The organism is Nonomuraea sp. MG754425, from assembly GCF_021699195.1.
Lineage (GTDB): Bacteria > Actinomycetota > Actinomycetes > Streptosporangiales > Streptosporangiaceae > Nonomuraea.
Genome location: NZ_SSXE01000040.1, coordinates 22,862 through 46,189 on the forward strand (window position 1 = coordinate 22,862; position 23,328 = coordinate 46,189).

Sequence of the window (23,328 nt, forward strand, 5' to 3'; positions counted from 1 at the left end):
GCCCACGTCACCGGCGACGTCACCGTTGGCCTGAGCGGCGTGACCACAGGCGTGACCACAGGTGTGACCCAAGGCGAGACCACGAGTGTGGCTACAGGCGTGGCCACAGGCATGACCACGGGCGCGACCACATCCGCGGACCCGGCCACCGTGATCGAGCCGACCCCGCGACCGAGCGACCGGCACCGGCCCCGCACATCTGGCAGCGCCCACCGGCACACGGGTCACGCACCGGTCCGCCCAGCCATGGCAGCGCGGCGGCACCGGGATGCCCGTGCCCGTCCCGAAACAGCAAGTGAGCACGCGGTCAAAGGCAGTGAGGGAGCTGACGCAGTGAAGGTCGATCTCATCTCGGAGCACGCGGACCCGCTGGCGGCGGTCGGCGGCGTGGACTCCGGCGGCCAGAACGTCTACGTCGCCGCGCTGGCCGTGGCCCTCGCGCGGCGCGGGCACACGGTCGTCGTCCACACCCGGCGCTCGTCCGCCTCGCAGCCGGACTCGGTGAGCCTGGCGCAGGGCGTCACGGTCGAGTACGTCGCGGCCGGTCCCGCGGCGCCCGTCCCCAAGGACGAGTTGCCGCCGTACATGGCGGAGTTCGCCGGGCGGCTGGCCCGGCGCTGGGCCGAGCACCGGCCGGACATCGCGCACGCGCACTTCTGGATGAGCGGGCAGGCGGCGCTGCGGGCGGCGGCGGACCTCGGGGTGCCGGTGGTGCAGACGTTCCACGCGCTCGGCACGGTCAAGCGGCGCTGGCAGGGCGGGGCCGACACCAGCCCCGCGCACCGGGTCGCGACCGAGCTCGAGATCGGCGAGCGAGCCGACGCGGTGCTGGCGACCTGCAGCGACGAGGTGAACGAGCTGCGCGCGATGGGCGTCCCCGAGCAGCGCATCTCGGTCGTGCCGTGCGGGGTGGACCTGGCGGCGTTCTGCCCGCAGGGGCCGGTGGCGCCGCGCGGGGACGGCCCGCTGGTGCTCAGCATCGGCCGCATGGTGCCGCGCAAGGGCGTGGACACCCTGCTCAAGGCGATGCGCCAGGTCCCCGGCGCCGACCTGGTGATCGCCGGCGGCGGCCGGGACGACACCGAGGCCGTCAGGCTGCGCGAGCTGGCCGAGGGGTTCGGCATGGGGCGGCGGGTGCGCGTCATCGGCTCCGTGGCGCGGCGGCAGGTGCCGTCGCTGATGCGCTCGGCCGACGTCGTGGTGGCGGTGCCCTGGTACGAGCCGTTCGGCATGGTGCCGCTGGAGGCGATGGCGTGCGGGGTGCCGGTGATCGCCTCGGCGGTCGGCGGCCACCTGGACACGGTCGAGGGCTGCGGCGTGCTCGTGCCGCCGCGCCGGCCGCGCGCCCTGGCCAGGGCGCTCAGGGAGGTGCTCGGCGACTCCGGCCGCCGGGCGGAGCTCGGCGCGGACGGCGCCCGAAGGGCCCGCGAGCGCTACGGCTGGCCCCGCGTGGCCGAGCGTACGGAGGCGGTGTACACGCAGGCCATCGACGGGAAGACCTGCCGCCTGGCCGCCCTGGGCGGTTGATCGTGGACGCCCGCGGACACACACGTCGGCCGGAGATCGAAGTCGCCGCCACCATGGAGGTCACCCGATGAGGGCACTGGTCACCGGAGGCGCCGGCTTCCTCGGCTCGTACCTGTGCGAGCGGCTGCTGGACGAGGGTGCGGAGGTGGTCTGCATGGACAGCTTCCTCACCGGAGGGCCGCGGAACGTGGAGCACCTGCTGGACCGGCCCGCGTTCCGGCTCATCGAGTGCGACCTGACGGGGTACGTGCACGTGCCCGACCGGCTGGATCTCGTGCTGCACTTCGCCTCGGCCGCCTCGCCCGCCGACTACCTGCGCTATCCGGTCGAGACCCTGCGCGTGGGCAGCGTCGGCACGCTGCACGCGCTGGGCCTGGCCAGGGAGAAGGGCGCCAGGTTCGTGCTGGCCTCGACCAGCGAGGTGTACGGGGACCCGCTGGAGCACCCGCAGCGGGAGACGTACTGGGGGAACGTCAACCCGGTGGGGCCGCGCAGCGTGTACGACGAGGCCAAACGCTTCGCCGAGTCGCTGACCACCGCCTACCGTCACTCGCGCGCCACCGACACGGGGATCGTGCGCATCTTCAACACCTACGGCCCGCGCATGCGGCCCTTCGACGGCCGGGCCATCCCGACGTTCATCCGCCAGGCGCTGACCGGCGAGCCGATCACGATCACCGGCGACGGCACCCAGACGCGCTCGATCTGTTACGTCGAGGACACCGTGGCCGGCATCCTCGCCATGGCCGGCAGCGACTTCCCCGGCCCCGTCAACATCGGCAACCCCGACGAGCTGACCATGCTGGAGCTGGCCACGCTGATCAGGGAGCTGGCCGGGTCGTCGTCGGAGATCCTGTTCATCGACCGGCCCGCCGACGACCCGAAGGTGCGGCGTCCCGACATCTCGCTGGCCGGCGAGCGGCTGGGCTGGCAGGCCCGGGTGACCGCGAAGGAGGGGCTGCGCCGCACGATCGACTGGTTCGCCGCGGAGCTGGCGGCGGTCGAGGAGCTGGCACGCCTGAAGGTCTGACCGGCCGTCCCGGGGGCGGCGGCCCGCCGTTCCCCTTCACCGGTCGTTCCCGGCCCGCAGCCAGTCCAGGTACTCGGCGACGGCGCGCCCGGTGTCGTAGGCGGGTTCGTACCCGGTGTCCGCGCGCAGCCGGGTGATGTCGAGGAAGTGGTCGTCGGTGCCCGGGGCGAGCCCTTCTGGCAGGTCCACGCGCAGCTCAGGGACCAGCTTCCGGACCGCCGCGACCAGCTCGCCGTTGGTGGTCAGGCGCCCGGAGGCCACGTTGTACGTCCGGTGCCGCAGCCGCTCGGCCACCTGCAGCAATGCCAGGGCCCGGCCGCAGTCCTTGACGTAACACAGGTCGAGCCCGTTGCCCAGGTGCGGGACGGCGTGCAGGGCGGACAGGTCCGGCTCGGCCCCGCGGGCGGCGGCGTGCACGAGCTGCGGAGCGGGGAAGAACGGGTCGGGGTTGTGCCCGAGCGGCCCCCAGATGGCGCCGATGCGGTAGTTGACCGCCTCGACGCCGAGCGCCTGGGCCAGGTGGTCGGCCAGCAGCTCGCCGATCTTCTTGAAGCCGGGGATCGGGTGCGCGACGGTCATCGGCAGCGGCAGGTCCTCGCGGTAGGGCCCGTCGGTGGCGACGCCGCCGTACACGCCGATCGTGCTGGCCAGGCCGAGCCGGCGCACCTGCCAGTCGCGGGCCGCGCGGAAGACGTTGAACAGGCTCCTGAGCGCGCGCTCGGCATGCTCGACCGGCTCGTACGCGCCGACCGGCCAGGGCATGGAGCCGGCGAGGTGCAGGATGCCGGTGATCTTGTGCCGGTCCCCGATCTCCAGCAGGGCCCGCTCGTCGGCGAGGTCGGCCTGTTCGACGTAGAGCCGCTCGCCGGCCTCGGCGGCGAAGGCGGCGGGCGGCTCGGCGGCGCGGCGCTGGACGAGCACGCACGACTCCCCCAGGTCCAGCAGCGCGCGGGTGGTGTGCGTGCCGATGAAGCCCAGCCCGCCGGTGACCAGAATCATGTCAATCCTCCAGATAGTCAGCTCAACTGATTATCAGTGTACACGGACCTGTAAATGACGGTGTACTCTCATAAGAAAGTTGACTCTCATAATTTGCCGAGACGACGGAGGTGGCCCGTCATGGGCGACGGCGGCAACGGCCTGCACCACGTGGGACACGTCGTGCGAGACCTGAACCACGCGACGGAGCGATACCGGCGGCTCGGGTTCACCGTGGCGGCACCCGCCTACCCCGTGCTGCCGCGCGTCGCCGGAGGGCCCGCGGAGCCGTTCGGCGTGGCCAACACCCACGTGTACTTCGCCCGCAACTTCGTCGAACTGGTCGCCGTCATCGACGACGCCGGCCGTCTGCCCGGCACGGCCCGGCCCATCCCGCTGCGGGTCCCCGACGACAGGCTGGCGGGGCTGCGGGCGGCCATCGGCGCCACCGCCGCCAACATCGCGTCCTTCCTGCGGCGCTTCCAGGGCGTGCACATCATGATCGCCGACACGGCGGACCTCGACGGCGTCGCCGCCGGGCTGAGCGCCGCCGGGATCGTCCACGGGGGCGTGCACGCCGTCCAGCGGCCCGTCGAGACCGATTCCGGCACCCGGATGGAGCCCGCGCGCTACCTGGAGATCTCCCATCCCGGCCTACCCGCCGGGCGGGTGCCGGAAGGCCGGATCGGGTTCGCCGAGAACGCCCCGTCCGGCCCGCGGCGCACCGGACATCCCAACGGGGCCACCGAACTGGTCGAATGCGTGCTGTGCGGGCCCGATGCGGCGTTGCCCGAGTTCGAGCGGCGCTACGGCGCCTGCTTCGGCCCGGCGCGCCGTGACCGGGTGGCGACGCGGTTCGGCCGGGCGGACGTCACCGTCGTGGCCGCGTCGAGGCTCGCCGGACTGCTGCCCGGCGAACGTCCGGCCGCCCTGCCGGCGTTCGTCGCCTACGCGGTGTCGGTGCGCGACCTCGCCGCCACCGAGCGGCTGCTGTCCGGCAACGGCGTCCCGGTCACCCGGACCGGCCCCGGAGAGCTGTTCGTGCCCGCCTCCGCCGCGCTGGGCACCGCGATCGTCTTCCGCCAGGACGGCTGAGCCGCGCGGACGAGAAAGCGGCCGCCCCGGGACGGGACGGCCGCCGGAGAAGCGGTGAAGACCGTGATCGGACGGCGGGAGCGGACGGGGTCAGCGCAGGGCGACCCCGAGGAGCGCGTCGGCGAGGTCGCGGACGAGCGCCGGACCCGACTCGTCCGCGCCGCCTTCGGTGAGCGCCTGCTCGGCCCAGGCGTCGATCGCGGCCAGCGCGCCGGGCGAGTCGAGGTCGTCGGCGAGCCGCTCGCGCACCGTCGCCAGCAGGCCGCCGGCCGGCGGCCCCGAGGCCAGGGCGACCGCGGAGCGCCACCGCGCCAGCCTGCGCTCGGCCTCGGCCGTCAGTTCCGGCACGTACTCCCAGTCGGCCCGGTAGTGGTGGGCCAGCAGCACGAGCCTGATCGCCATCGGGTCGCGCTCGCGGCGCAGCCTGGAGACGAAGACCAGGTTGCCCTTGGACTTCGACATCTTCTCGCCGTCGAGCGCCACCATCCCGGCGTGCGCGTAGAACTTGGCGAACGGCCACTCGCCGGTCGCGGCGTGCCCCTCGGAGGCGCCGCACTCGTGGTGCGGGAAGATCAGGTCGGAGCCGCCGCCGGCGACGTCGTAGCCGGCGCCCAGGTTGTCGAGGGCGATCGCGGTGCACTCGATGTGCCAGCCCGGACGGCCCCGGCCCAGCGGGGAGTCCCAGGCCGGCTCGCCGGGCCGCTCGGCCCGCCACAGCAGCCAGTCGAGCGGGTGGCGCTTGCCCGGCCGCTCGGGGTCGCCGCCGCGCTCGGCGAACAGGGCCAGCATCTCCGCCTCGCCCATGCCGGACACCTGGCCGAACTTGGGCGCGTCGGCCACGTTGAAGTAGACGTCGCCGTCGAGGTCGTAGGTGACGCCCTTGGCCGCCAGGTCGGCGATCAGGTCGGCGACCGCGCCGACGACCTCGGTGACGCCGACGTACTCGCGGGGCGGCATGATCCGCAGCGCCTCCATGTCGCCGCGGAACAGCTCGATCTCCCGCTCGGCCAGCTCCCGCCAGTCGACGCCGGTCGCGGCGGCCCGCTCCAGCAGCGGGTCGTCCACGTCGGTGGCGTTCTGGGTGTAGTGCACCTCGTGGCCCGCGTCCCGCCACATCCGGCCGACGAGGTCGAAGGCGTGGTAGGTGTTGGCGTGGCCGAGGTGGGTGGCGTCGTAGGGGGTGATGCCGCAGACGTACATCCTGGCGGTGGGCCCGGGGTCGGTCTGCCGCACCTGCTTGGCCGAGGTGTCGTAGAGACGGAGCGGAATGCTCTGACCTGGGAGTCTGGGAACGTTCTGGGCAGACCACGATCTCATGTCTTTGAGCCTATCCGTCCCGATCGGCGGTGAGGTCGGTGAAGTCGTACGTGACGTCGTCCCGCGCGATGGCGACCCGCATCGCCGACAGCGAGGCGAAGATCCGGCCGTCGGGCAGTTCCTGCCGGACGATGAGCGCCGAGCGGTCGGCCGACGGCTCCTCCCTGATCAGCTCGCCCCACTCCTCGGAGTCGCGGAAGCGCGGCAGGTAGGCGACGACGCGCTCGCTGTCGGGGTCCAGGCCCGAGTTGACGACCATGCTGGTGCCCTGGGGCAGCTCCGACACGGCCGCGCGGGCGCCGTCCCAGCTCAGCAGCCGCACCCGGGACAGGTCGGCGAGCACGAGGTGGAAGGGGTTGTAGCGGGTCAGCTCGGCGGGGAACTCCCCGGTGTACGCCGCCCGCAGCGCGAGATCGCCCCGCGACAGTTTGGTGCGTTCCTCGGCGGCCGTGCCGTTGCCGTTGAGCAGCGCCGCGGCGCGGCGGGCCGCCGGGTGGACGGCCAGCCAGGTGCCGCCGGCCTTGAGGTCGCGCCCGCCGAGCACGCCGGGGTAGTCCGGCCAGTGCTCCCCCGGCCCCTCCCAGGGCCGGTCGGCGAACTCGTCCCGCACACCCAGGAGGGTCAGCCGCCGTCCCGTTCTCACGATCAGCGTGCACATGGGCAAAGGGTATTAAACGGACTACCGGTCTTTCATATGGGGGGCCAGGGAACGGCCGGCCAGCCCTCCGACGGGTACGGGTGCACGCCGGTGTCCAGCAGCCGCCTGACCCGCTGCCAGGTGGCCTCCACCTCCGCCAGCGTCAGCAGCTCGCGCAGCCTGCGCCCGAGCGCGCCCGACTCGATGTCGCGCTCGAGCTTGGCCAGCACCCCGACCGCCTCGCGGGCCAGCGGCTTGCCCCGCCACTGCCACAGGACCGTGCGCAGTTTGTCCTCGGCCGAGAAGCAGACGCCGTGGTCGACGCCGTACACGTGGCCGGTGGGCAGCGGGAGCAGGTGGCCGCCCTTGCGGTCGGCGTTGTTGACCACCGCGTCGAACACCGCCATCCGGCGCACGACCGGGTTGCGGCTCTTGACCAGCCGCATGAGGTCGATCTCGCGCTCGGTGTCGATCCAGAGCTGGCACATGCCGGGCCCGAAGGGGCCGTCGCGGTAGACGGTGGGCGGCACGATGCGCCAGCCGGTGGCCTGCGAGACCTCGAACGCGGCCACCTCGCGGGCGGCGAGGGTGCCGTCGGGGAAGTCCCACAGGGGGCGCTCGCCGCGTACGGGCTTGTAGACGCACGCGACCGAGGTGTCGCCCAGCTTGACCGAGCAGTAGAGCGTCATGTTGGTCGCCTCGACGAGGCGGCCCGCGACCTCCAGCGTGCCGTCGCGCAGCAGCGCGAGCGCGTCGTCGTCATGCATGGACGGAGGCGGGGAGGAGGGCTTGACGGCCGGTTCGCTCTCGGGAGCGGTCATGAAGCCGCCTCACCCCCGCGGTAGCCGTTGAGACGGACGCAGACGTGACCGGCGGCGTCGAGGGGCTGACCGCACAGGGGACAGGGTGGTCGGCCCGCAGCGACGATCTGGAGGGCGCGCTGGGTGAAGGCGCGGGCGGCGCCGGCGCTGATGCGCACGCGCAGCACCGCGGGGTCGGGACTGTCGAGATCCTCTTCGTCGACGACCTCCTGCGCCTCGATCACCACCTGCGACTTCTCGGCGTCCCACGTGAGCGCCATGGTGCCGACGCGGAAGTCCTCCGCGACGGGCGTGTCGAGCGGAGCCTCGTCGGACAGGTCGGCCGGGGCCAGCGCGGGCACGTGGGCGGTGCCCCCGCTGAGCCGCAGCACCTCGTCGAGCAGCTCGTCGAGCCTGCCCGCGAGTGCGGCGACCTGCAGCTTCTCCAGCGCCACCGTGGTCAGTCTGCCCTCGGCCCTGGCCTGCAGAAAAAAGACCCGCGCGCCCGGTTGCCCCAGGGCACCGGCGACGAATCTCTCTGGTGGGTCGTAGTCGAAGACCGGCATAGCCTGACCTTACGTGGTTCCGGGTCCACCGCCGACGGCGGCATCGCTCCCGGTGATGTTTTCTCCCCCGTCTTTCTCCTCCGAATCCTTGGGAAGCCTCAATTCCCCCATATCGTTAAGCTTGTGAACAAAGGGACGCAAGGGGGTATAGCGAATAACGGCGAGAGCCGCCGGATCTGCGGTTATCCGCTGAAACTGATCCAGATGGAGCCCCAGAGCGTCCGCGACGATCGCCTTGATCACGTCGCCGTGACTGCAGATCAGGTAGACAGCCTTCTCCCCCAGGATGCGATTCCACTCCCGGATTCCGGCGACCGCACGCTGTTGCATTCCGGCCAGCGACTCCCCTTGCGGAAATGTCGCCGCACTCGGGTGCGCCTGCACGACCTGCCACAACGGTTCCTCGGCGAGTTCGGTGAGCGGCCGGCCGGTCCACTCGCCGTACCCGCACTCGATGAACCGGTCGTCGATCCGGACGTCCAGCCCGCGCCCCCCGGCGACCGCCTGCGCCGTCTCCCGGCAGCGTTCCAGCGGGCTGGAGACGATCGCGTCGAGCCCGACGTCCGCGACGCGCCCGGCGAGCGCCGCGGCCTGGGCCCGGCCCGCCTCGCTCAGATGCACGCCCGGGGTGCGGCCGGCCAGCACCGGCCCGGTGAGATCCGTCAGCCCGTGCCGGGCCAGAAGCAGCGTGGTCATCCAGCAAGTGTCGCAGGCGTCGATCACAACGTTTCATCGACCTGGGCGGTAACCTGGCGGGATCATGGAGCAGCGCTACGTCGGCCACAGCGGTCTGTCGGTGTCCCGGCTGGGGCTCGGCACGATGACCTGGGGCCGTGACACCGACGCGGACGAGGCCGCCGCCCAGCTCCGCACGTTCATGGAGGCGGGCGGCACGCTGGTCGACACCGCCGACGTCTACACCGGCGGCGACGCCGAGCGGCTGCTGGGGCGGATGCTGCGCGACTCGGTGCCGCGCTCCGAGCTGGTGATCTCCACCAAGGCCGTGGTGACCCCCACGGGCCGCCGCCCGCGCGACGCCTCCAGGCGCCACCTGATCGCCGCGGTCGACGACTCGCTCAACCGCCTCGGGCTCGACTACGTCGACCTGTGGCAGCTCCACACCTACGACGCCGAGGTGCCCCTGGAGGAGACCCTGGCCGCGATGGAGGCCATCGTCTCCTCCGGGCGCGCCGTCTACGCGGGCGTGTGCGACTACACCGGCTGGCAGCTCGCCGCCGCCGCCGTGACGCAGAAGATGGTCCCCGGCCGCGTCCCGATCACCTCCACGCAGGCCGAGTACTCCCTGCTGGCCCGCGAGCCGGAGCGGGAGCTGCTGCCCGCCGCGGCCCACCTCGGGGTGGGCGTGCTGGCCTGGTCGCCGCTCGGGCGGGGGGTGCTGACGGGCAAGTACCGCACCGGCATCCCGGCCGACTCGCGCGCCGCCACCCCGCACTTCGCCGACTTCGTCCGGCCCTACCTCGACGAGCGCAGCCGCCGCGTCGTGGAGTCCGTCATGACCGCCGCCGACGGGCTCGGCGTGTCACCCCTGGCCGTGGCCCTGTCGTGGGTGCGCGACCAGCCGGGGATCGCCTCCGCCGTCGTCGGGGCCCGTACGCATGCGCAGCTCAAGGGCGTCCTCCCGGCGGAGGACGTCGTGCTGCCGATTGAGATCCGAGAGGCCCTCGATGACGTGTCGTCACTCGACTGACCTGGAACGAGAGACTCCCTCGCGTATCACTACTCGATACCGAATCGCAACTTTACCCGGCAAACGCCTGCGTCTGACGCGCGATGTCCATAAAGATTTCCCCCGGAAGCGACGCAGGAGGGGACGGATGGGGAGCAGGACCGCGATCTCGGCGGGAGTTCTCGCGGTGGCCCTGGCGGCCGTCCCCGTGGCGGCCCCTGCCGCCTCGGCCACCGCCCAGGACTGCACGCGCGACGGCGGCCTGCTGGCCGGGGTGACCAACACGCTGTGCGACGTCGTACAGGCGGTCACCGGCACGGTCGACACCCTGACCGGCGGCACCACCAGCACCGTCACCGGCGGGGTCGACAAGGTCACCGACGAGGTGCTCGGCCGGGTCGGCCAGGCGGTGCCCACCACCAAGGCCACCCCCTCCACGATCACCTCGCCCGAGCCGTCGGAGACGTCCGCCCCCAGGGCCGACGGCGACGACCCGGCGCAGGAGACGCGCGCCGAGGTCTGCCTGCCCGGGCTGATCTGCGAGAGCCAGGAGGTCACCGGGGAGCTCTCCCCCAGCGCCACGCCCTCGACGCGGCCCGAGCAGGTCCGCACCGGACGCGGCTGGGAGAGCACGGCCTCCGCCCCCGCCGTGCCCCGCGCCGAACGGCCGGAGCGCCGGCCGCAGTCCGTCGGCACCGGCTCGCCCGTCGAGCGGCGCGACACCGCCCGCGCGGAGGAGCCCCGGGTCGACCTGCTGTGGCCCAACCCGTTCGTGCACGAACTCGCGGTGCCGATGCAGGACCGGCGGATCATCCGGCCCAGCCCGCCGGCCTCCGACGTGCTCGGCACGGCGCTGACGATCGCGCTGCTCGGCTCCGCCGTGCTGGCCACCCGGATCGTGCAGCAGCGCCGCCAGCGCACCGAGCCCACCGAGACGATCCCCTTCGAGCCGGCCCGCACGGGCAACGGCAGGCACCGCGTGGCGTGAGCGCCGGCCCAGGGCCCATCGTCACGCGACGTGCCCCGGCGGACACGATTCGGGTCTATCGTGGTGAACGGGCGTGGCCGGATCCGGCCACGGCCCGCTCACGGCCCGATCGTGCATGGTGGGCCGCCCGTGACGGGTGGCGCCCTCGGCTGAGGAGTTGCGATGTCCGCCTCGGAGCACCCTCCTCCGGACGGTCGTGGGCGGCGCGGCGGGGAGCCGTCGCTCGGCGACGGGTTCCGCCGGCTGGCGAAGGCGGCGGGCGAGCAGGCGGCGCGGGCCGCCGAACGCGCCCGCCGCGCGAACGCCCGGTTACGCCGGCTGCGCACGGGCCTGCCGGACGCGATCGACGCCCCCGTCCCGCGGCCGTTGCGGGCGGCGCTCGATCACGCCCTGTCCTACCAGGTCCTGGCCGGCGTGCACGAGCAGGCCGCCGGCCATTTCCTGGCGCGCGCCGCCCGGGGCGTCGGCGACGTCGAGCGTTGCCACGAACGCGCGGCCTGGCACAACGACGCGGCCGACCGGGCCCGGCGGGCCGGCCTGGCCTGGGCGAAAGGCGCCAGATCGGGAACCGGCCATCCGTCCGGACCGGGACAGTGAGAAGATCGACGACTGTGGCGGCGCGTAGGAAAGTTCCGGACTTCCAGCGCAAGTGGGCGATCGTCGCCCTGCGCGGAAGCCTGGACGACGCCACCGTCGACCAGGTCGAGCACGAGATCCGGCTGCTGGAAGGCCAGGGCGCGCGGCTCATCGTCGAGGTCAGCGAGTTGCACTTCCTCGACGACTTCGGGGTGGACGTGCTGGTGCTGCTCGCCCAGCACATGCGCAGGCAGGGCGGGCTGATGGCGGTGGTCGACAACCGCGGCCACCTGAGCCAGGTCCTCGGGCAGGCCGGGCTGGAGGGGCTGCTGCCGCTGTTCGCCACCGTGCCGGAGGCGCTGCTCGGCCTCGGCGACGACGCCGGGCACTGAGGCCCCTGGACGCGCTCAGCGCCCCCGGCCGGGTTCGTCCCCGCCGGGGCGGCGTAGCGTCTCCTGGCCGTGCTCCAGCGTGTCCAGGGCGCGCGGGTGGGCCTTCAGCTCCGCGGCGAGCGCGTCGAGGGCCGCCGGCAGGCTCTCCCGCGGCACGCCACGGGCGGCGAGCACGTCCGCGGCCCACCGCAGGTAACCGGAGAACAGCGCGCGGTCGCGCACGTACAGGGACATGAGCAGGAAGTCGACAAGCTCTCCGGCGCCCTGTCTGACCTGCTCGAGCCGCCGCGCGTCGCAGGCGGCCAGCGCCGGGACGCGCTCCCCCAGCCGCCACATGACGGCGTCGGCCAAGCCGCCGGCCATCCGGCCGAGGCGGGCGTGCTCCCCGGCGTCCGGCAGGGGCGGGCGCTCGCCCCACGCGATCGTGCCGTACGGCGGGCCCTCGGCCAGGCGGCGCGCGGTGTCCCCGCCGTCCGCCGCCCAGCCGGCGGCGCCCAGCAGCCGCGCGTACCGGCCGGCCGCGCCGAAGGCGGGCCCGCCCGCCAGCACCGGACGGCCGGTCTCCGCGCAGGCCGCGATGGCCTCGCGCGCGGCCGGCAGCCGGGTGCACAGCGAGGCCGACAGCAGCACGACGTCGGTGTCCGCCTCGTGGGCGTGGATCCGCAGGTACGGGGTGGGCACGCTGGGGCCCAGGTAGTCGACCCGCCAGCCGTCGAGGCGCAGCACCTCGGCCAGCAGCCGTGCCGGGAAGGCGTGCCACTCGCCGTCGACGCACGCCACCGCGGCCCGGCCCCGGTCGCCGGTGTGCCGGCGGCGGGCGGCCGGGTGCCGCGCCGCCGCGGCGAGCACGCGCTCGCCGACGCCGGTCACGATGTGCTCCTGCGCGACGGTGACCTCGTCGGCCGCCCAGGCGTCGCCGACCTTCCGCTGGACGGGGGCCAGCACGTCCAGCAGCAGGTCCGCCACGGGCAGGCCGTCGTCGAGCGCCGCCGTCGCGGCGCCGGCCGCGGCCCGGTGGTCCCCGGCCATGGCGGCCGTCCAGAGCCTGCCGATCAGGTCATCGAGATCGTCCGCCATGGGGCCGCCTCCTCGTCGCGACGACTTCGGTCCAACATCGCGCGAGGTGCGGCCACCGTCAAGCGAGATCGCCGATGTCAGCGCCGCGAGACCGGAGCGGTGGTGATCGGGGAGGGTCAGGCGCCGACGGCGTGCACGCCGCCGTCGACGTGCACGATCTCGCCCGTCGTCGCCGGGAACCAGTCGGACAGCAGCGCCACGCACGCCTTGGCGGTGGGCCGCGTGTCGGCCAGGTCCCAGCCCAGCGGGGCCTTGTCGGGCCAGCTCTCCTCGAATTCCTTGAAGCCCGGGATCGACTTGGCCGCCATCGTCCGCAGCGGACCGGCCGCGACCAGGTTGACGCGGATGTTGTGCTTGCCCAGGTCGCGGGCCAGGTAACGGCTGCAGGACTCGAGACCGGCCTTGGCCACGCCCATCCAGTCGTAGACGGGCCACGCCTTGGAGGCGTCGAAGTCGAGGCCGACCACCGCGCCGCCCTCCTTCATGAGGGGCAGGCAGGCCACGGCCAGCGACTTGAACGAGAACGTGGACACCTGCACGGCGGTGGCGACGTCTTCCCACGAGGTGTTCAGGAAGTTGCCGCCCAGCGCCGACTGCGGGGCGAAGCCGATGGAGTGGACGACGCCGTCGAGGCCGTCCACGTGCTCGCCCACGCGGGCCGCGAGCGAGTCGAGGTGCTCGGTGTTCTGGACGTCGAGCTCCAGCACCGGCGCCGGCGTGGGCAGGCGCTTGGCGATGCGCTCCACCAGGCTGAGACGGCCGAAGCCGGTCAGCACGACCGTGGCGCCCTCCTCCTGAGCCAGCTTGGCCACCGCGAATCCGATGGAGGCGTCGGTCAGGACGCCGGTCACGAGGATGCGTTTGCCTTCGAGAATGCCCATGTCAGTGCCCCATTCCGAGTCCGCCGTCGACCGGGATCACGGCGCCGGTGATGTAGGAGGCGTCGTCGCTCGACAGGAAACGCACGACGCGTGCGATCTCCTCGGGGGCCGCCTGCCGCCCGAGGGGGATGTTGGCCACGATCGCCTCGTGGTCGAGGTCGGCGGTCATGTCGGTGGCGACGAAGCCGGGGGAGACGACGTTGACCGTGATGTTGCGCGAGCCGTACTCGCGGGCCAGCGAGCGGGCGAAGCCGATCAGGCCCGCCTTGGAGGCGGCGTAGTTGGACTGGCCGGCCTGGCCGGTCAGGCCGATGACGGAGGAGATGAGCACGATGCGGCCGCGCTTGAGCCGCATCATGGGCCGGATCGCCCGTTTGGCGACGCGGTAGGCGCCGGTCAGGTTGGCGTCGACGACGTCGGTGAAGGTCTCCTCCTTCATCATCGCCAGGAGGGTGTCCTTGGCGATGCCGGCGTTGGAGACCAGCACCTCGACGGGGCCGTGCTCGGCCTCGACCTTGTCGAACGCGGCCTCGACGTCGGCGGTGCTGGTGACGTCGCAGCGCACGCCGAACAGGCCCTCGGGCGGCTCCCCCGATCGGTAGGTGACCGCGACGGCGTCGCCCGCCGCGGCGAGTTCACGGGCGATCGCGAGGCCTATGCCGCGATTGCCCCCGGTGACGAGTACAGAGCGTGCCATGAGATCTGACGCTATCTGCTACCCGCTGGTATCGGCTTGTCCGGGTGGCACAAGATCACAGGGTTAGGATCGTGGACATGCGCCAGATCGACCCCGATTTCCTGCAACTGCCACTGCGGCAGCTCGCGGACGCCGCCCTGCAACGCGCCCGCGAACTCGGCGCCGAGCACGCCGACTTCCGGCTCGAACGCGTCCGGGCGGAGACGCTCAGCCTGTACGACGCCCGCCTCGAAGGCGCCATGGACGCCGACGATCTGGGATACGCCGTCCGCGTCGTCAAGGGTGGCACGTGGGGATTCGCCTCCGGCATCCGCCTGACCCCGCAGGCCGCGGCGGCGGTCGCCGAGCAGGCGGTGCGGGTGGCGGAGGTGAGCGCCCCGATCAACAGGGAGCCCATCGAGCTGGCCGCCGAGCCGGTGCACGCCGACGCCGTGTGGGTCTCGGAGTACGACGTCGACCCGTTCGAGGTGCCGGCCGCCGACAAGGTGAGCCTGCTGGCGGAGTGGTCCGCCGGGCTGCTGAAGGGCGCCGACCACGTCTCGGCCCGGCTGCTGCAGGTCAAGGAGCAGAAGTTCTACGCCGACACGGCCGGCACGGTGACCACGCAGCAGCGGGTGCGGGTGTATCCGAAGCTGAACGCGATGAAGGCCACCGACGGCGGCTTCGACGACATGTCGACGATCGCGCCGCCGGTCGGCCGCGGCTACGAGTACCTGACGGGCACGGGCTGGGACTGGCAGGGCGAGCTGGCCAGGCTGCCCGAGCTGCTGGCGGAGAAGCTGGCCGCGCCGTCGGTCGAGGCCGGCGACTACGACCTGGTGATCGACCCGTCCAACCTGTGGCTGACGATCCACGAGTCGGTCGGCCACGCCACCGAGCTGGACCGGGCGCTGGGCTACGAGGCGGCCTACGCGGGCACCAGCTTCGCCACCTTCGACCAGCTCGGCGACCTGGTCTACGGCTCGCCGCTGATGAACGTGACCGGCGACCGCACCGTCACCCACGGCCTGGCCACGATCGGGTACGACGACGAGGGCGTCCGCGGCCAGAGCTTCGACATCGTCAAGGACGGCGTCCTGGTGGGCTACCAGCTCGACCGGCGGATGGCGCTGATGAAGGGGCTCGGGCGCTCCAACGGGTGCGCCTTCGCCGACTCGCCCGGCCACATGCCGATGCAGCGCATGGCGAACGTGTCGCTGGCCGCGGCCCCCGGCGGGCCCTCGACGGAGGAGCTGATCTCCGGGGTCGAGCGGGGCATCTACATCGTCGGCGACAAGAGCTGGTCGATCGACATGCAGCGCTACAACTTCCAGTTCACCGGGCAGCGGGCGTACCGGATCACGCACGGCAGGCTCGACGGGCAGCTCAAGGACTTCGCCTACCAGGCGACGACCACGGACTTCTGGCAGTCGATGGAGGCGGTCGGCGGGCCGGGCACGTACGTGCTGGGCGGCGCGTTCAACTGCGGCAAGGGGCAGCCGGGGCAGGTCGCGCCGGTCAGCCACGGGTGCCCGTCGGCGCTGTTCCGGGGCGTGCGGATCCTCAACACCGTGCAGGAGGGCGGCAAGTGACACCTCAGGAGATGGTGGAGAGGGCTCTGGGGCTCTCCCGCAACGACGGCTGCGTGGTGCTCGTGGACGAGGGCTCCACGGCGAACCTGCGCTTCGCGGGCAACACGCTGACCACGAACGGGGTCGCCCGGTCCTCCCGGCTGACCGTGATCTCGATCGCGGGGCAGGGTGTGGGCGTGGTGTCGCGCTCGGCCGTGCGCGACGAGCAGCTCGCCGACGTGGTGGCGGCGGCCGACGCGGCGGCGCGCGACGCGCGGCCGGCCGAGGACGCCCGCGCGCTCGTCGAGGCCGGGCCCGCCGCGCCGCACTGGGGCGAGGAGGTGCGGCCGACCGACATCGGGGTGTTCGAGGGGTTCGCGCCCGCGCTCGGGGAGGCGTTCGCGGCGGCGGAGTCGGGCGGCCGGCGGCTGTACGGGTTCGCCGAGCACTCGCTGACCACGACGTTCCTGGGCACGTCCACGGGCGTGCGGCTGCGTCACGACCAGCCCACCGGGCGGCTGGAGCTGAACGCCAAGTCCACCGACCTGAAGCGGTCCGCCTGGACGGGCGTGTCCACCCCGGACTTCACCGACGTCGACGTGGCGGCTCTCGGCTCCTCGCTCGCGCAGCGGCTGGAGTGGGCCAAGACGCGGATCGACCTGCCGGCGGGCCGTTACGAGACGCTGCTGCCGCCGAGCGCGGTGGCCGACCTGATGATCTACCTGTTCTGGTCGTCGGGGGCGCGCGACGCGCTCGACGGGCGCTCGGTGTTCGCCAAGCCCGGCGGCGGCACCCGCGTGGGCGAGCGGCTCGCGACACTGCCCGTCTCGCTGTCGAGCGACCCGGGGGCGGCGGGCATCGCGTGCGCGCCGTTCGTGACGGCGCACGCCTCCTCGCGGGAGAGCTCGGTGTTCGACAACGGGCTGCCGCTGGGACGTACCGACTGGATCAAGGACGGCCGGCTGGAGGCGCTGCTGCAGACCCGCTACTCGGCCGAGCTCAGCGGGCTGCCGGCGACGCCCGCCGTCGACAACCTGATCATGACGGGTCCGCCGGACGGCGCCTCGCTGGAGGACATGATCGCCTCCACCCGGCGCGGCCTGCTGGTGACCTGCCTGTGGTACATCCGCGAGGTGGACCCGCAGACGCTGCTGCTGACCGGGCTGACCCGCGACGGGGTCTACCTGGTCGAGCACGGCGAGGTCGTGGGCGAGGTGAACAACTTCCGGTTCAACGAGAGCCCGGTCGACCTGCTGGGGCGGGTGACGGAGGTGGGGTCCGCCGGGCAGACGCTGCCGCGCGAGTGGAACGACTACTTCCAGCGGACGATCATGCCGGCGGTGCGGGTGCCGGACTTCAACATGTCCACGGTCAGCCAGGCGAGCTGACGGGCCGGGCCGGCGCGCCGGGGTCCGCCCGGCGCGCCCTCGGCCTGCCCGATGCACGTGACGGCCGACACGACTCGCCTGACGACCCGCCTGATCCGCATGATGGCCCGCCCGGTGCGCGTGATGGCTCGCCCGAGGGTGCCGGGGGCGGCTCAGGTGGTCAGCGGGGGCCCAGGAGGGCGGCGAGGGCGTGGCTGAGGGCGTCGCCGAGCGCGATGGCGCAGAACTCGTAGCCCTCCGGCGGGCCGCCGTACGGGTCGTGCACCTCCGGCGCGGGCCCCTCGGCGCGGCGGCTCGCCGCCGACTCGACGATCGCCCGCGCCCGCTCGGCCGTGTCGGAGCGGTAGCGGCGCTGGCCCGCGCCCGGCGCCAGCGCGGCGAACTCGGGCAGCGTGAACGTCCGGCCCGCCGCCTGTGGATCCTGGCCGGAGATGAGGAGGCGGTGCTCGTTCTCCATCGTCAGCAGCAGGTCGGAGGAGCGGACGAGGTCGTGGTCCAGCGCTCTGGCCCGGTGCGCCCGGCCGTCGAGGCCGAGCTTGTCGAGGGCGGCGATCGCGTGCGGGGCCATGGGGTGGCCGACCATCGCGCGCACCCCGGAGCTGCCCAGGACCACGGGGAGGGACGCGGAGTGGAGCATCGCGCGGGCGATCACCTCGCCCATCGCCGAACGGCAGATGTTGGCCGTGCACACCAGCAGGATGCGGAACTCACCACTCACGACCGCCAATCTAACCTCTCGCGGTCCTCGCCGGGCGCTCTCGTCGACCCGGCCCGAGCGGGCACGCCGGCCGGCCTCCCGGAGGCCGCCGACCGGCACGCCAAGTGATCCCCAGCACCTGCCGAGTGGGCGCAGACAGTCCCGCAGGCGGCTTCGAACCACCCGCCAGGTGATCCCCGGCACCCACCGATCGAGCACGCCGGACGGACCCGCGGACACCTCCGAGCAGCACACCGCGTGGCCCCAAGCCCCGCCGAGCGACACCCCAGTCGGTCTCGCGGATGTTCCCGAGCGGTATGCCAGGCGGTCGCAAGCCCCCACCGGACCGGGCAAACCGGGCAGGCTCCCGAGCCCCTGCGGCGAACCGGATCGGTGGCTTCGCACGTGCCGCACGACCCCGCGACGGGTGCGGCCCTGCCCGCGCGCCGCGCCGCAGGCCCTCAGGCAGCCGCGAACGCGCCGTCGGGCGGTCCCGGGGCCCAGGCGACCGGGAGGCGGCCGGAGAGCGTCTCCTGGATGTCCAGACGGCGACGGGCACGCGGGTGCGCGGTGCGATGGGCAAGGTGCGCGACAGCGTGACACGGCTTCCGGGCGGGCGCCCGGAGAGCGGCCTGGTGACGCGGTCACCACCGTGGTGTCTCAGGCCGCCCTGTCGTCGTCACGGCCTCCGGCCCGTGGGGCCGCGTGTCCGACATCGGCTCCGGGTGTGCGGGTCCGGTCTGTCGGAGGCTTCCTGACGGGACGGGCCGGGCGGCGTGCGTCAGGAGTCCTCGAGGCGGAAGCCGACCTTCATGCCGACCTGGAAGTGCGCGACCTCCCCCGCGTCGAGATGCCCGCGGATCTCCGTCACCTCGAACCAGTCGAGGTGGCGCAGTGTCTCGGAGGCCCTCTTGAGGCCGTTGCGGATGGCCTGGTCGACGCTCTCCCCCGACGTTCCGACAATCTCGGTCACTCGGTACGTACGATCCGTCATCTCCACATCCTCCTTACTCGAAGGCCATGATCGCATGACCCCGCGCAGGCGCACCGGGCTGCCTTCGCCACCGAGGCTCCCCGGGTCTACCGTGGAAGGTATGAAGCGGTGGCGCAGGAAGCCAGACGTCCACCAGGTCACGGACGCCGAACCGTCGCTGAGCACGGACATCCGCCGGCGGGAGATCAGCTATCTGATCAAGATGGGCATCCGGACGATCTGCCTGATCCTGGCGGTGGTGGTGCCGGTGCCGTGGCCGTACCGGCTGCTGTTCATCGCGGCCGCAGTCTTTTTGCCATACATAGCGGTAATCGGGGCCAATGAGAGGGGCAACGGGCCCCCACCCCCTACCTTTCAGTCCCCTGAGGCTAACCAAACCGAGATACCGCTGCATCGACGCGAGATCGGGTCGTGACTAAGTCTTGACGCATCCCATGGGTTGTAGGTGTACGCTTTAGCCAAGCGCTCCGGTCCCCCGTCGGAGTGCTGGTGCCGGCGTTCCGGGCCCCCGTCGGAACGCCGATGAAGCGACGCCGGGTGGTTTGCCCCCGTAACCACCCGGCGTCGCCCTTTTCCCGGCCAGGTTTCGATCGGCGCATGCCGTCCCCGCAGTCGGATAGGACGGCTTTCCCGAAATCGTTTACACGCGCTCCCGCCTCGATTTCCCAGGGAACTTTCAGGCGGGAGCGGGCTTGACTTCAAGAGTTCGTTCGAGTGTCAGCCGTCTGTCAGGGTCTCCGAGGTCGTCTGACCCCAGTTCTTCGCCAACGCGGTCAGGCGGGCCACCGCGTCCTCGGGAGCGGTGCCGGCCCCCTGGGCGAGGCCCAGCAGGTACGCCGTCAGGGGCGCGGCCGGCCGGGCGACCCCGTGGGCGACCTCCTTGGTGAGGTCGAGTATCAGGTCGCGGTCCACGTCGGCCGGGTCGATGCCCAGTTCCTTGCAGGCCAGGGCGGTCCATTCGTTGAGCACGTGCATGCGAGCCTCCTCCAGGTCATCCATTGTGTCGCAGTCGAACCACGGGCGTCCGGGCAGCGTCAGGCGGGCGCGTACGAGGGGGCCGAGCAGCCCTCTGAGCGAGCGGCCCGCGTAGGCGGCGAGCGCCGACTTCAGCTCGGCGGCCGGCCAGGCGCCGGCCAGCCACTGCTCGCGCCCGGTGTCGTCCAGCAGGACGGCCCCGCCGCCGGTCCGGCGCGCGGCGTCGAGGAGGGCGGTGACGTGGCCGGGCCCCATGAACGGCAGGTCGCCCGCCAGCAGCGCCACCCAGGGGGCCGTCACCTCGGCCAGCCCGGCGGCCAGCGCCGGCACGGGGCCGCTCATCGGCGGGTCCTCCCGGACGAACACGACTCCGGGGACGGGGCGGCGCTCCGGGCCCGCCACGACGACCTTGCGCGCGGCCGGCACCGCTGACAGGACGTGCTCCACCAGGGGCCGGCCGCCGACGGTGAGGGCCGGCTTGTCGGCCCCGCCCAGCCTGCGGGCCTGCCCGCCGGCGAGGATGACCGCGTCGTGGACCGGCGTGTCGGCGGGCAGGTCGGCGGGCATGGCGCGCGTGCCCGGTCAGCCGCCGATGGCGGACATGGGGCGGGACGGCTGCAGGAACGAGGGGTCGTCGATGCCGTGCCCCGCGCGTTTGCGGGACACCGCCACGCGCCACCGTTCGGCCAGTTCGTCGTCGGACGCGCCCGAGCGCAGCGCCGTCTTCAGGTCGGACTCCTCGGTGGCGAACAGGCAGTTGCGCACCTGGCCGTCGGCGGTGAGCCGGACCCGGTCGCACGCGCCGCAGAACGGCCGCGTCACCGAGCCGATCACGCCGACCCGGGCGGGGCCTCCGTCCACGAGGAAACGCTCGGCCGGGGCGCTGCCGCGGTCCTCCTGCTCGTCGGGGGTCAGGGCGAACGAGCCGGACAGCAGGGCGAGGATCTCGTCGGCGGTGACCATGCCCTCGCGGCTCCAGCCGTGCTGGGCGTCGAGCGGCATCTGCTCGATGAAGCGCAGCTCGTAGCCCTGGTCGAGGCACCAGCGCAGCAGCGGGACGGCCTCGTGGTCGTTGACGCCGCGCATCAGCACGGAGTTGACCTTGACGGGGCGCAGCCCGGCGGCGTCGGCGGCGGCCAGGCCGGCGATCACGTCGGCGTGCCTGTCGCGGTGCGCGAGCCGCTTGAACGTGGCCGGGTCGAGCGTGTCGAGGGAGACGTTGACCCGGTCGAGCCCGGCGGCGGCCAGCGACCCGGCGAGGCGGGCCAGGCCGATGCCGTTGGTGGTCAGGGAGACCTGGGGCTTGGGGGTCAGGGCGGCGGTGCGGCCGACGATGTCCACCAGCTCGCGTCTGAGCAGGGGCTCGCCGCCGGTGTAGCGCACCTCGGTGACGCCGAGCCGCTCGACGCCGATCGTCACCAGGCGGACGATCTCGTCGGCCGTCAGGAGCTGGGCGTTGGGCAGCCAGTCGAGACCCTCGGGAGGCATGCAGTACGTGCAGCGCAGGTTGCACTTGTCCGTGAGGGACACCCGCAGATCCGTCGCCACCCGCCCGAACGAGTCTCGCAACACGGGGCGTCACCTCCTGTTCGCCGGCCAGAGGGCCAGACTACGACGGGCCTCGGCCCGCGCCCAAAATCCACTGCTTCATGCCACGACAACACATTGTCACGTAGATCGATTCCAGGCACGCGGGGATGTCAGGAGGTCGCCTGCCAGGCCGCGCGGGCGCGCATCAGCTCGGGCAGGTGCCTGCGGGACCACTCGCAGCCGGCGTTCAGCGGTTCCAGCAGGCTGCGGCCGAGGTCGGTGAGCTCGTACTCGACGCGGGGCGGGATCTCGTCGTAGGCGGTGCGGGCGAGCAGGCCGTCGCGTTCCATGGCGCGCAGGGACGCGGTGAGCACTTTGGGAGTGATGCCGCCCAGCGGCCGCTGGATCTCGGTGAAGCGGCGGGGGCCGTGCTCCAGGCAACGGATGATCTTGGCGGTCCATTTGTCACCGATGCGGATCGGCGCGCTGACGGGCGGGCAGGCGTGGGGCGGGTCCGGATCGAGTGACTCAGCCATCCCGCCATCCTAGGCACTATCGTTGCGGAAACCGATATCTCGCCCCTTACCGTCTGCGAAGGCGACCGGGCGGTCCGGCCGCCGCACGACGACGGAGGCGCGGGATGAGCAGGATCGTGGTGTTCGGAGCCGGTGGGCGGGCCGGGGCGAAGGTGGTCGCGGAGGCGGCCGGGCGCGGGCACGACGTGACGGCCGTGGTGCGGGACCCCGCCAGGCGTCCCGAACTGGCCGGCGAGCGGGTGACGGTGCTCGCCGGGGACGTCACCGACGCCGGCGACGTGGCGCGGACGGCCTCGGGTCACGACGTGGCGGTGCAGGTGGCGGCCCGGATGGACGTCCCGGCGGAGGAGTTCTACGGCGACGCGACGCGGGCGCTCGTGGACGGGCTGGCACGGGCCGGGGTGTCGCGGCTGGTGGCGCTGGGCATCGGGACCCTGCTGGAGGCCGCCCCCGGGGTGCGGCTCATGGACACGCCCGGTTTCCCGGACGACGCGCGGGCGTTCTCGCTCGGGCACGCGGTGGAACTGGAGGTGCTGGAGGCGGCGGCACTCGACTGGGTGGTGATCACGCCGCCGCCGGTGCTGCTGGACGCCGACGCCGCCAGGACGGGACGCTACCGGTTCGGTGACGGCCGGGTGCCGGAGCTGCGCGAGGGCGATCCGGCGTTCTCGTACGCGGATCTGGCGGTGGCGCTGGTGGACGAGGCGGAGGTCGCGAAGCACCACCGGGTCCAGGTCGCGGTCTCCTACTGATACCGGCGGCCTGACCCCTGTGACGGCGAACGCCCGGCCGCTGCGGCCGGGCGTTCGGCTGTTCTGGTGACGGCCGTTCGGCGACGGCCGTTCGGTGGAGCCGATTCAGTGGGACCGGCCCATCAGAACCGGTTCAGCGGCGGCCGAGGACCTTCACCCAGTCCTTGCCCTCCGAGGGAGCCAGGTGCCTGCTGCCCTCGAAGACCGCACGCCAGGTGCCGGACTCGCGGGCCGGGACCCGCAGGCCGAAGAAGCCCTTGCCGCTGGTGCGGACGGTCTCCACGTGCTCCCAGCGACCGCCGCGGTCGGGCTGGAACAGGATGACGACCCGCTTGTACGCCAGGCGGTGCCAGCGCTCCTGCTTCTTGCAGTGGTCGGCGTGGTGCACCGAGACGAAACCGCTGATGTAGTCCGCGTCGCACTGGACGGAGAGCTTGCCCTCGATGTCGAGGGGCTTGCCGCGCCAGGCGGGCTCGGGGTTCACGTCGAGGGTGAGGCTGGTGGAGCCGCCTGCGACATCCGGGTCGAGGCCCGGGTCCGCGAGCGCGGGCGAGGCGGCGGTGGCCACCATCGTCGCGCCCAGGGCGGCAGCCGCCAGGCCGGCGGCTAGGCGTCGCATCTTCAAAACAGAAATCCTTCCCCGTCCGAAAGAGACGCA

26 protein-coding genes are annotated in these 23,328 nt (G+C 73.0%); 11 read left to right on the forward strand and 15 right to left on the reverse strand.

The features are described from left to right. Positions 1-333 precede the first annotated feature (333 nt). Positions 334-1,527 carry a glycosyltransferase gene (locus FAF44_RS16360; RefSeq protein WP_237104018.1) on the forward strand — a complete coding sequence of 398 codons (1,194 nt, stop codon included), beginning with the start codon at positions 334-336 and terminating at the stop codon, positions 1,525-1,527. Between the two features lie 67 nt (positions 1,528-1,594). Continuing rightward, positions 1,595-2,557 (forward strand): UDP-glucuronic acid decarboxylase family protein, encoded by a 963-nt coding sequence (locus FAF44_RS16365; RefSeq protein WP_237104019.1) that lies wholly within the window; start codon positions 1,595-1,597, stop codon positions 2,555-2,557. 36 nt (positions 2,558-2,593) lie between these two features. On the opposite strand, the gene FAF44_RS16370 is transcribed toward FAF44_RS16365, so the two are convergent. After that, a complete protein-coding gene (locus FAF44_RS16370) occupies positions 2,594-3,556 on the reverse strand; it encodes an NAD(P)-dependent oxidoreductase (RefSeq protein WP_237104020.1) in 963 nt (320 codons plus the stop codon). A 120-nt stretch (positions 3,557-3,676) separates the two neighbouring features. Here FAF44_RS16370 and FAF44_RS16375 point away from each other — a divergent pair, with 120 nt between their 5' ends. Continuing rightward, the gene (locus FAF44_RS16375; protein ID WP_237104021.1) at positions 3,677-4,630 is read left to right on the forward strand and encodes a VOC family protein; all 954 of its coding nucleotides are present in this window, start codon (positions 3,677-3,679) and stop codon (positions 4,628-4,630) included. 90 nt (positions 4,631-4,720) lie between these two features. On the opposite strand, the gene mshC is transcribed toward FAF44_RS16375, so the two are convergent. Genes mshC through FAF44_RS16400 form a run of 5 tightly spaced genes read right to left on the reverse strand, consistent with a single transcriptional unit; the run spans position 4,721 to position 8,646 of the window. After that, positions 4,721-5,947 (reverse strand): cysteine--1-D-myo-inosityl 2-amino-2-deoxy-alpha-D-glucopyranoside ligase, encoded by a 1,227-nt coding sequence (mshC, locus tag FAF44_RS16380; RefSeq protein ID WP_237104022.1) that lies wholly within the window; start codon positions 5,945-5,947, stop codon positions 4,721-4,723. 10 nt (positions 5,948-5,957) lie between these two features. Next, positions 5,958-6,605, reverse strand: a complete 648-nt coding sequence (locus FAF44_RS16385; protein WP_237104023.1) for an NRDE family protein — start codon at positions 6,603-6,605, stop codon at positions 5,958-5,960. 32 nt (positions 6,606-6,637) lie between these two features. Beyond that, positions 6,638-7,405, reverse strand: a complete 768-nt coding sequence (locus FAF44_RS16390) for an SCO1664 family protein (RefSeq protein ID WP_237104024.1) — start codon at positions 7,403-7,405, stop codon at positions 6,638-6,640. Continuing rightward, the gene (locus tag FAF44_RS16395) at positions 7,402-7,950 is read right to left on the reverse strand and encodes a DUF3090 domain-containing protein (RefSeq protein WP_237104025.1); all 549 of its coding nucleotides are present in this window, start codon (positions 7,948-7,950) and stop codon (positions 7,402-7,404) included. The genes FAF44_RS16390 and FAF44_RS16395 overlap by 4 nt, the downstream gene beginning before the upstream one ends. 9 nt (positions 7,951-7,959) lie before the next feature. Next, positions 7,960-8,646, reverse strand: coding sequence for an MSMEG_4193 family putative phosphomutase (locus FAF44_RS16400; RefSeq protein ID WP_237104026.1), 687 nt, complete (start codon positions 8,644-8,646; stop codon positions 7,960-7,962). 64 nt (positions 8,647-8,710) lie between these two features. On the opposite strand from FAF44_RS16400, the gene FAF44_RS16405 reads away from it, so the two are divergent. From FAF44_RS16405 to FAF44_RS16420, 4 genes are all read left to right on the forward strand, one after another. Then, the gene (locus FAF44_RS16405; protein ID WP_237104027.1) at positions 8,711-9,658 is read left to right on the forward strand and encodes an aldo/keto reductase; all 948 of its coding nucleotides are present in this window, start codon (positions 8,711-8,713) and stop codon (positions 9,656-9,658) included. A gap of 127 nt (positions 9,659-9,785) precedes the next feature. Continuing rightward, positions 9,786-10,625 carry a hypothetical protein gene (locus FAF44_RS16410; protein WP_237104028.1) on the forward strand — a complete coding sequence of 280 codons (840 nt, stop codon included), beginning with the start codon at positions 9,786-9,788 and terminating at the stop codon, positions 10,623-10,625. A 162-nt stretch (positions 10,626-10,787) separates the two neighbouring features. Further along, on the forward strand, positions 10,788-11,222 hold the full coding sequence (locus FAF44_RS16415; RefSeq protein ID WP_237104029.1) for a hypothetical protein: 435 nt from the start codon (positions 10,788-10,790) through the stop codon (positions 11,220-11,222). Between the two features lie 14 nt (positions 11,223-11,236). After that, entirely contained in the window at positions 11,237-11,593 is a 357-nt protein-coding gene (locus tag FAF44_RS16420; RefSeq protein ID WP_237104030.1) for an STAS domain-containing protein, read from the forward strand. A gap of 15 nt (positions 11,594-11,608) precedes the next feature. Here the strand turns inward: FAF44_RS16420 and FAF44_RS16425 are convergent, their stop codons facing one another. From FAF44_RS16425 to fabG, 3 genes are all read right to left on the reverse strand, one after another. Then, positions 11,609-12,670: a B12-binding domain-containing protein gene (locus FAF44_RS16425; protein ID WP_237104031.1), complete on the reverse strand. Its 1,062-nt coding sequence runs from the start codon at positions 12,668-12,670 to the stop codon at positions 11,609-11,611. A gap of 116 nt (positions 12,671-12,786) precedes the next feature. Then, positions 12,787-13,551: an enoyl-ACP reductase FabI gene (fabI, locus tag FAF44_RS16430; protein ID WP_237104032.1), complete on the reverse strand. Its 765-nt coding sequence runs from the start codon at positions 13,549-13,551 to the stop codon at positions 12,787-12,789. Between the two features lies 1 nt (position 13,552). Next, entirely contained in the window at positions 13,553-14,248 is a 696-nt protein-coding gene (gene fabG / locus FAF44_RS16435; protein WP_237104033.1) for a 3-oxoacyl-ACP reductase FabG, read from the reverse strand. Positions 14,249-14,325: 77 nt separating this feature from the next. On the opposite strand from fabG, the gene FAF44_RS16440 reads away from it, so the two are divergent. Together FAF44_RS16440 and FAF44_RS16445 are read left to right on the forward strand one after the other, a co-directional pair. After that, the gene (locus FAF44_RS16440; RefSeq protein WP_237104034.1) at positions 14,326-15,819 is read left to right on the forward strand and encodes a TldD/PmbA family protein; all 1,494 of its coding nucleotides are present in this window, start codon (positions 14,326-14,328) and stop codon (positions 15,817-15,819) included. Beyond that, positions 15,816-17,186, forward strand: a complete 1,371-nt coding sequence (locus FAF44_RS16445) for a metallopeptidase TldD-related protein (protein WP_237104035.1) — start codon at positions 15,816-15,818, stop codon at positions 17,184-17,186. The genes FAF44_RS16440 and FAF44_RS16445 overlap by 4 nt, the downstream gene beginning before the upstream one ends. 160 nt (positions 17,187-17,346) lie before the next feature. On the opposite strand, the gene FAF44_RS16450 is transcribed toward FAF44_RS16445, so the two are convergent. Both FAF44_RS16450 and FAF44_RS16455 read right to left on the reverse strand, forming a co-directional pair. Further along, complete coding sequence (locus FAF44_RS16450) at positions 17,347-17,904, reverse strand: hypothetical protein (RefSeq protein ID WP_237104036.1); 558 nt, start codon at positions 17,902-17,904, stop codon at positions 17,347-17,349. A gap of 760 nt (positions 17,905-18,664) precedes the next feature. After that, a complete protein-coding gene (locus tag FAF44_RS16455; RefSeq protein WP_237104037.1) occupies positions 18,665-18,877 on the reverse strand; it encodes a dodecin in 213 nt (70 codons plus the stop codon). A gap of 100 nt (positions 18,878-18,977) precedes the next feature. Here FAF44_RS16455 and FAF44_RS16460 point away from each other — a divergent pair, with 100 nt between their 5' ends. After that, entirely contained in the window at positions 18,978-19,292 is a 315-nt protein-coding gene (locus FAF44_RS16460) for a DUF3099 domain-containing protein (protein ID WP_237104038.1), read from the forward strand. A 302-nt stretch (positions 19,293-19,594) separates the two neighbouring features. On the opposite strand, the gene FAF44_RS54685 is transcribed toward FAF44_RS16460, so the two are convergent. The 3 genes from FAF44_RS54685 to FAF44_RS16480 form a co-directional block, all read right to left on the reverse strand. Beyond that, positions 19,595-20,419 carry an NTP transferase domain-containing protein gene (locus tag FAF44_RS54685; RefSeq protein WP_272894597.1) on the reverse strand — a complete coding sequence of 275 codons (825 nt, stop codon included), beginning with the start codon at positions 20,417-20,419 and terminating at the stop codon, positions 19,595-19,597. 15 nt (positions 20,420-20,434) lie between these two features. Beyond that, positions 20,435-21,424: a GTP 3',8-cyclase MoaA gene (gene moaA, locus FAF44_RS16475; protein WP_237104039.1), complete on the reverse strand. Its 990-nt coding sequence runs from the start codon at positions 21,422-21,424 to the stop codon at positions 20,435-20,437. A 128-nt stretch (positions 21,425-21,552) separates the two neighbouring features. After that, complete coding sequence (locus FAF44_RS16480; RefSeq protein ID WP_237104040.1) at positions 21,553-21,918, reverse strand: helix-turn-helix domain-containing protein; 366 nt, start codon at positions 21,916-21,918, stop codon at positions 21,553-21,555. Between the two features lie 104 nt (positions 21,919-22,022). On the opposite strand from FAF44_RS16480, the gene FAF44_RS16485 reads away from it, so the two are divergent. After that, a complete protein-coding gene (locus FAF44_RS16485) occupies positions 22,023-22,670 on the forward strand; it encodes an NAD(P)-dependent oxidoreductase (protein ID WP_237104041.1) in 648 nt (215 codons plus the stop codon). 133 nt (positions 22,671-22,803) lie between these two features. Here FAF44_RS16485 and FAF44_RS16490 read toward each other — a convergent pair whose 3' ends face one another. Beyond that, positions 22,804-23,289 (reverse strand): hypothetical protein, encoded by a 486-nt coding sequence (locus FAF44_RS16490; protein WP_237104042.1) that lies wholly within the window; start codon positions 23,287-23,289, stop codon positions 22,804-22,806. Positions 23,290-23,328 lie beyond the last annotated feature (39 nt).

Bases quoted from the DNA above. Each gene is read 5' to 3' on its own strand.
- FAF44_RS16460 (WP_237104038.1), top strand. From the start codon at position 18,978: ATGAAGCGGTGGCGCAGGAAGCCAGACGTCCACCAGGTCACGGACGCC.
- FAF44_RS16370 (WP_237104020.1), bottom strand. From the start codon at position 3,556: ATGATTCTGGTCACCGGCGGGCTGGGCTTCATCGGCACGCACACCACC.
- FAF44_RS16410 (WP_237104028.1), top strand. From the start codon at position 9,786: ATGGGGAGCAGGACCGCGATCTCGGCGGGAGTTCTCGCGGTGGCCCTG.
- FAF44_RS16390 (WP_237104024.1), bottom strand. From the start codon at position 7,405: ATGACCGCTCCCGAGAGCGAACCGGCCGTCAAGCCCTCCTCCCCGCCT.
- fabG (WP_237104033.1), bottom strand. From the start codon at position 14,248: ATGGCACGCTCTGTACTCGTCACCGGGGGCAATCGCGGCATAGGCCTC.
- FAF44_RS16395 (WP_237104025.1), bottom strand. From the start codon at position 7,950: ATGCCGGTCTTCGACTACGACCCACCAGAGAGATTCGTCGCCGGTGCC.
- FAF44_RS16365 (WP_237104019.1), top strand. From the start codon at position 1,595: ATGAGGGCACTGGTCACCGGAGGCGCCGGCTTCCTCGGCTCGTACCTG.
- FAF44_RS16440 (WP_237104034.1), top strand. From the start codon at position 14,326: ATGCGCCAGATCGACCCCGATTTCCTGCAACTGCCACTGCGGCAGCTC.
- FAF44_RS16375 (WP_237104021.1), top strand. From the start codon at position 3,677: ATGGGCGACGGCGGCAACGGCCTGCACCACGTGGGACACGTCGTGCGA.
- FAF44_RS16405 (WP_237104027.1), top strand. From the start codon at position 8,711: ATGGAGCAGCGCTACGTCGGCCACAGCGGTCTGTCGGTGTCCCGGCTG.
- FAF44_RS16485 (WP_237104041.1), top strand. From the start codon at position 22,023: ATGAGCAGGATCGTGGTGTTCGGAGCCGGTGGGCGGGCCGGGGCGAAG.
- FAF44_RS16490 (WP_237104042.1), bottom strand. From the start codon at position 23,289: ATGCGACGCCTAGCCGCCGGCCTGGCGGCTGCCGCCCTGGGCGCGACG.
- FAF44_RS16400 (WP_237104026.1), bottom strand. From the start codon at position 8,646: ATGACCACGCTGCTTCTGGCCCGGCACGGGCTGACGGATCTCACCGGG.
- FAF44_RS16415 (WP_237104029.1), top strand. From the start codon at position 10,788: ATGTCCGCCTCGGAGCACCCTCCTCCGGACGGTCGTGGGCGGCGCGGC.
- FAF44_RS16425 (WP_237104031.1), bottom strand. From the start codon at position 12,670: ATGGCGGACGATCTCGATGACCTGATCGGCAGGCTCTGGACGGCCGCC.
- fabI (WP_237104032.1), bottom strand. From the start codon at position 13,551: ATGGGCATTCTCGAAGGCAAACGCATCCTCGTGACCGGCGTCCTGACC.
- FAF44_RS16385 (WP_237104023.1), bottom strand. From the start codon at position 6,605: ATGTGCACGCTGATCGTGAGAACGGGACGGCGGCTGACCCTCCTGGGT.
- FAF44_RS16480 (WP_237104040.1), bottom strand. From the start codon at position 21,918: ATGGCTGAGTCACTCGATCCGGACCCGCCCCACGCCTGCCCGCCCGTC.
- mshC (WP_237104022.1), bottom strand. From the start codon at position 5,947: ATGAGATCGTGGTCTGCCCAGAACGTTCCCAGACTCCCAGGTCAGAGC.
- FAF44_RS16455 (WP_237104037.1), bottom strand. From the start codon at position 18,877: ATGACGGATCGTACGTACCGAGTGACCGAGATTGTCGGAACGTCGGGG.
- FAF44_RS54685 (WP_272894597.1), bottom strand. From the start codon at position 20,419: ATGCCCGCCGACCTGCCCGCCGACACGCCGGTCCACGACGCGGTCATC.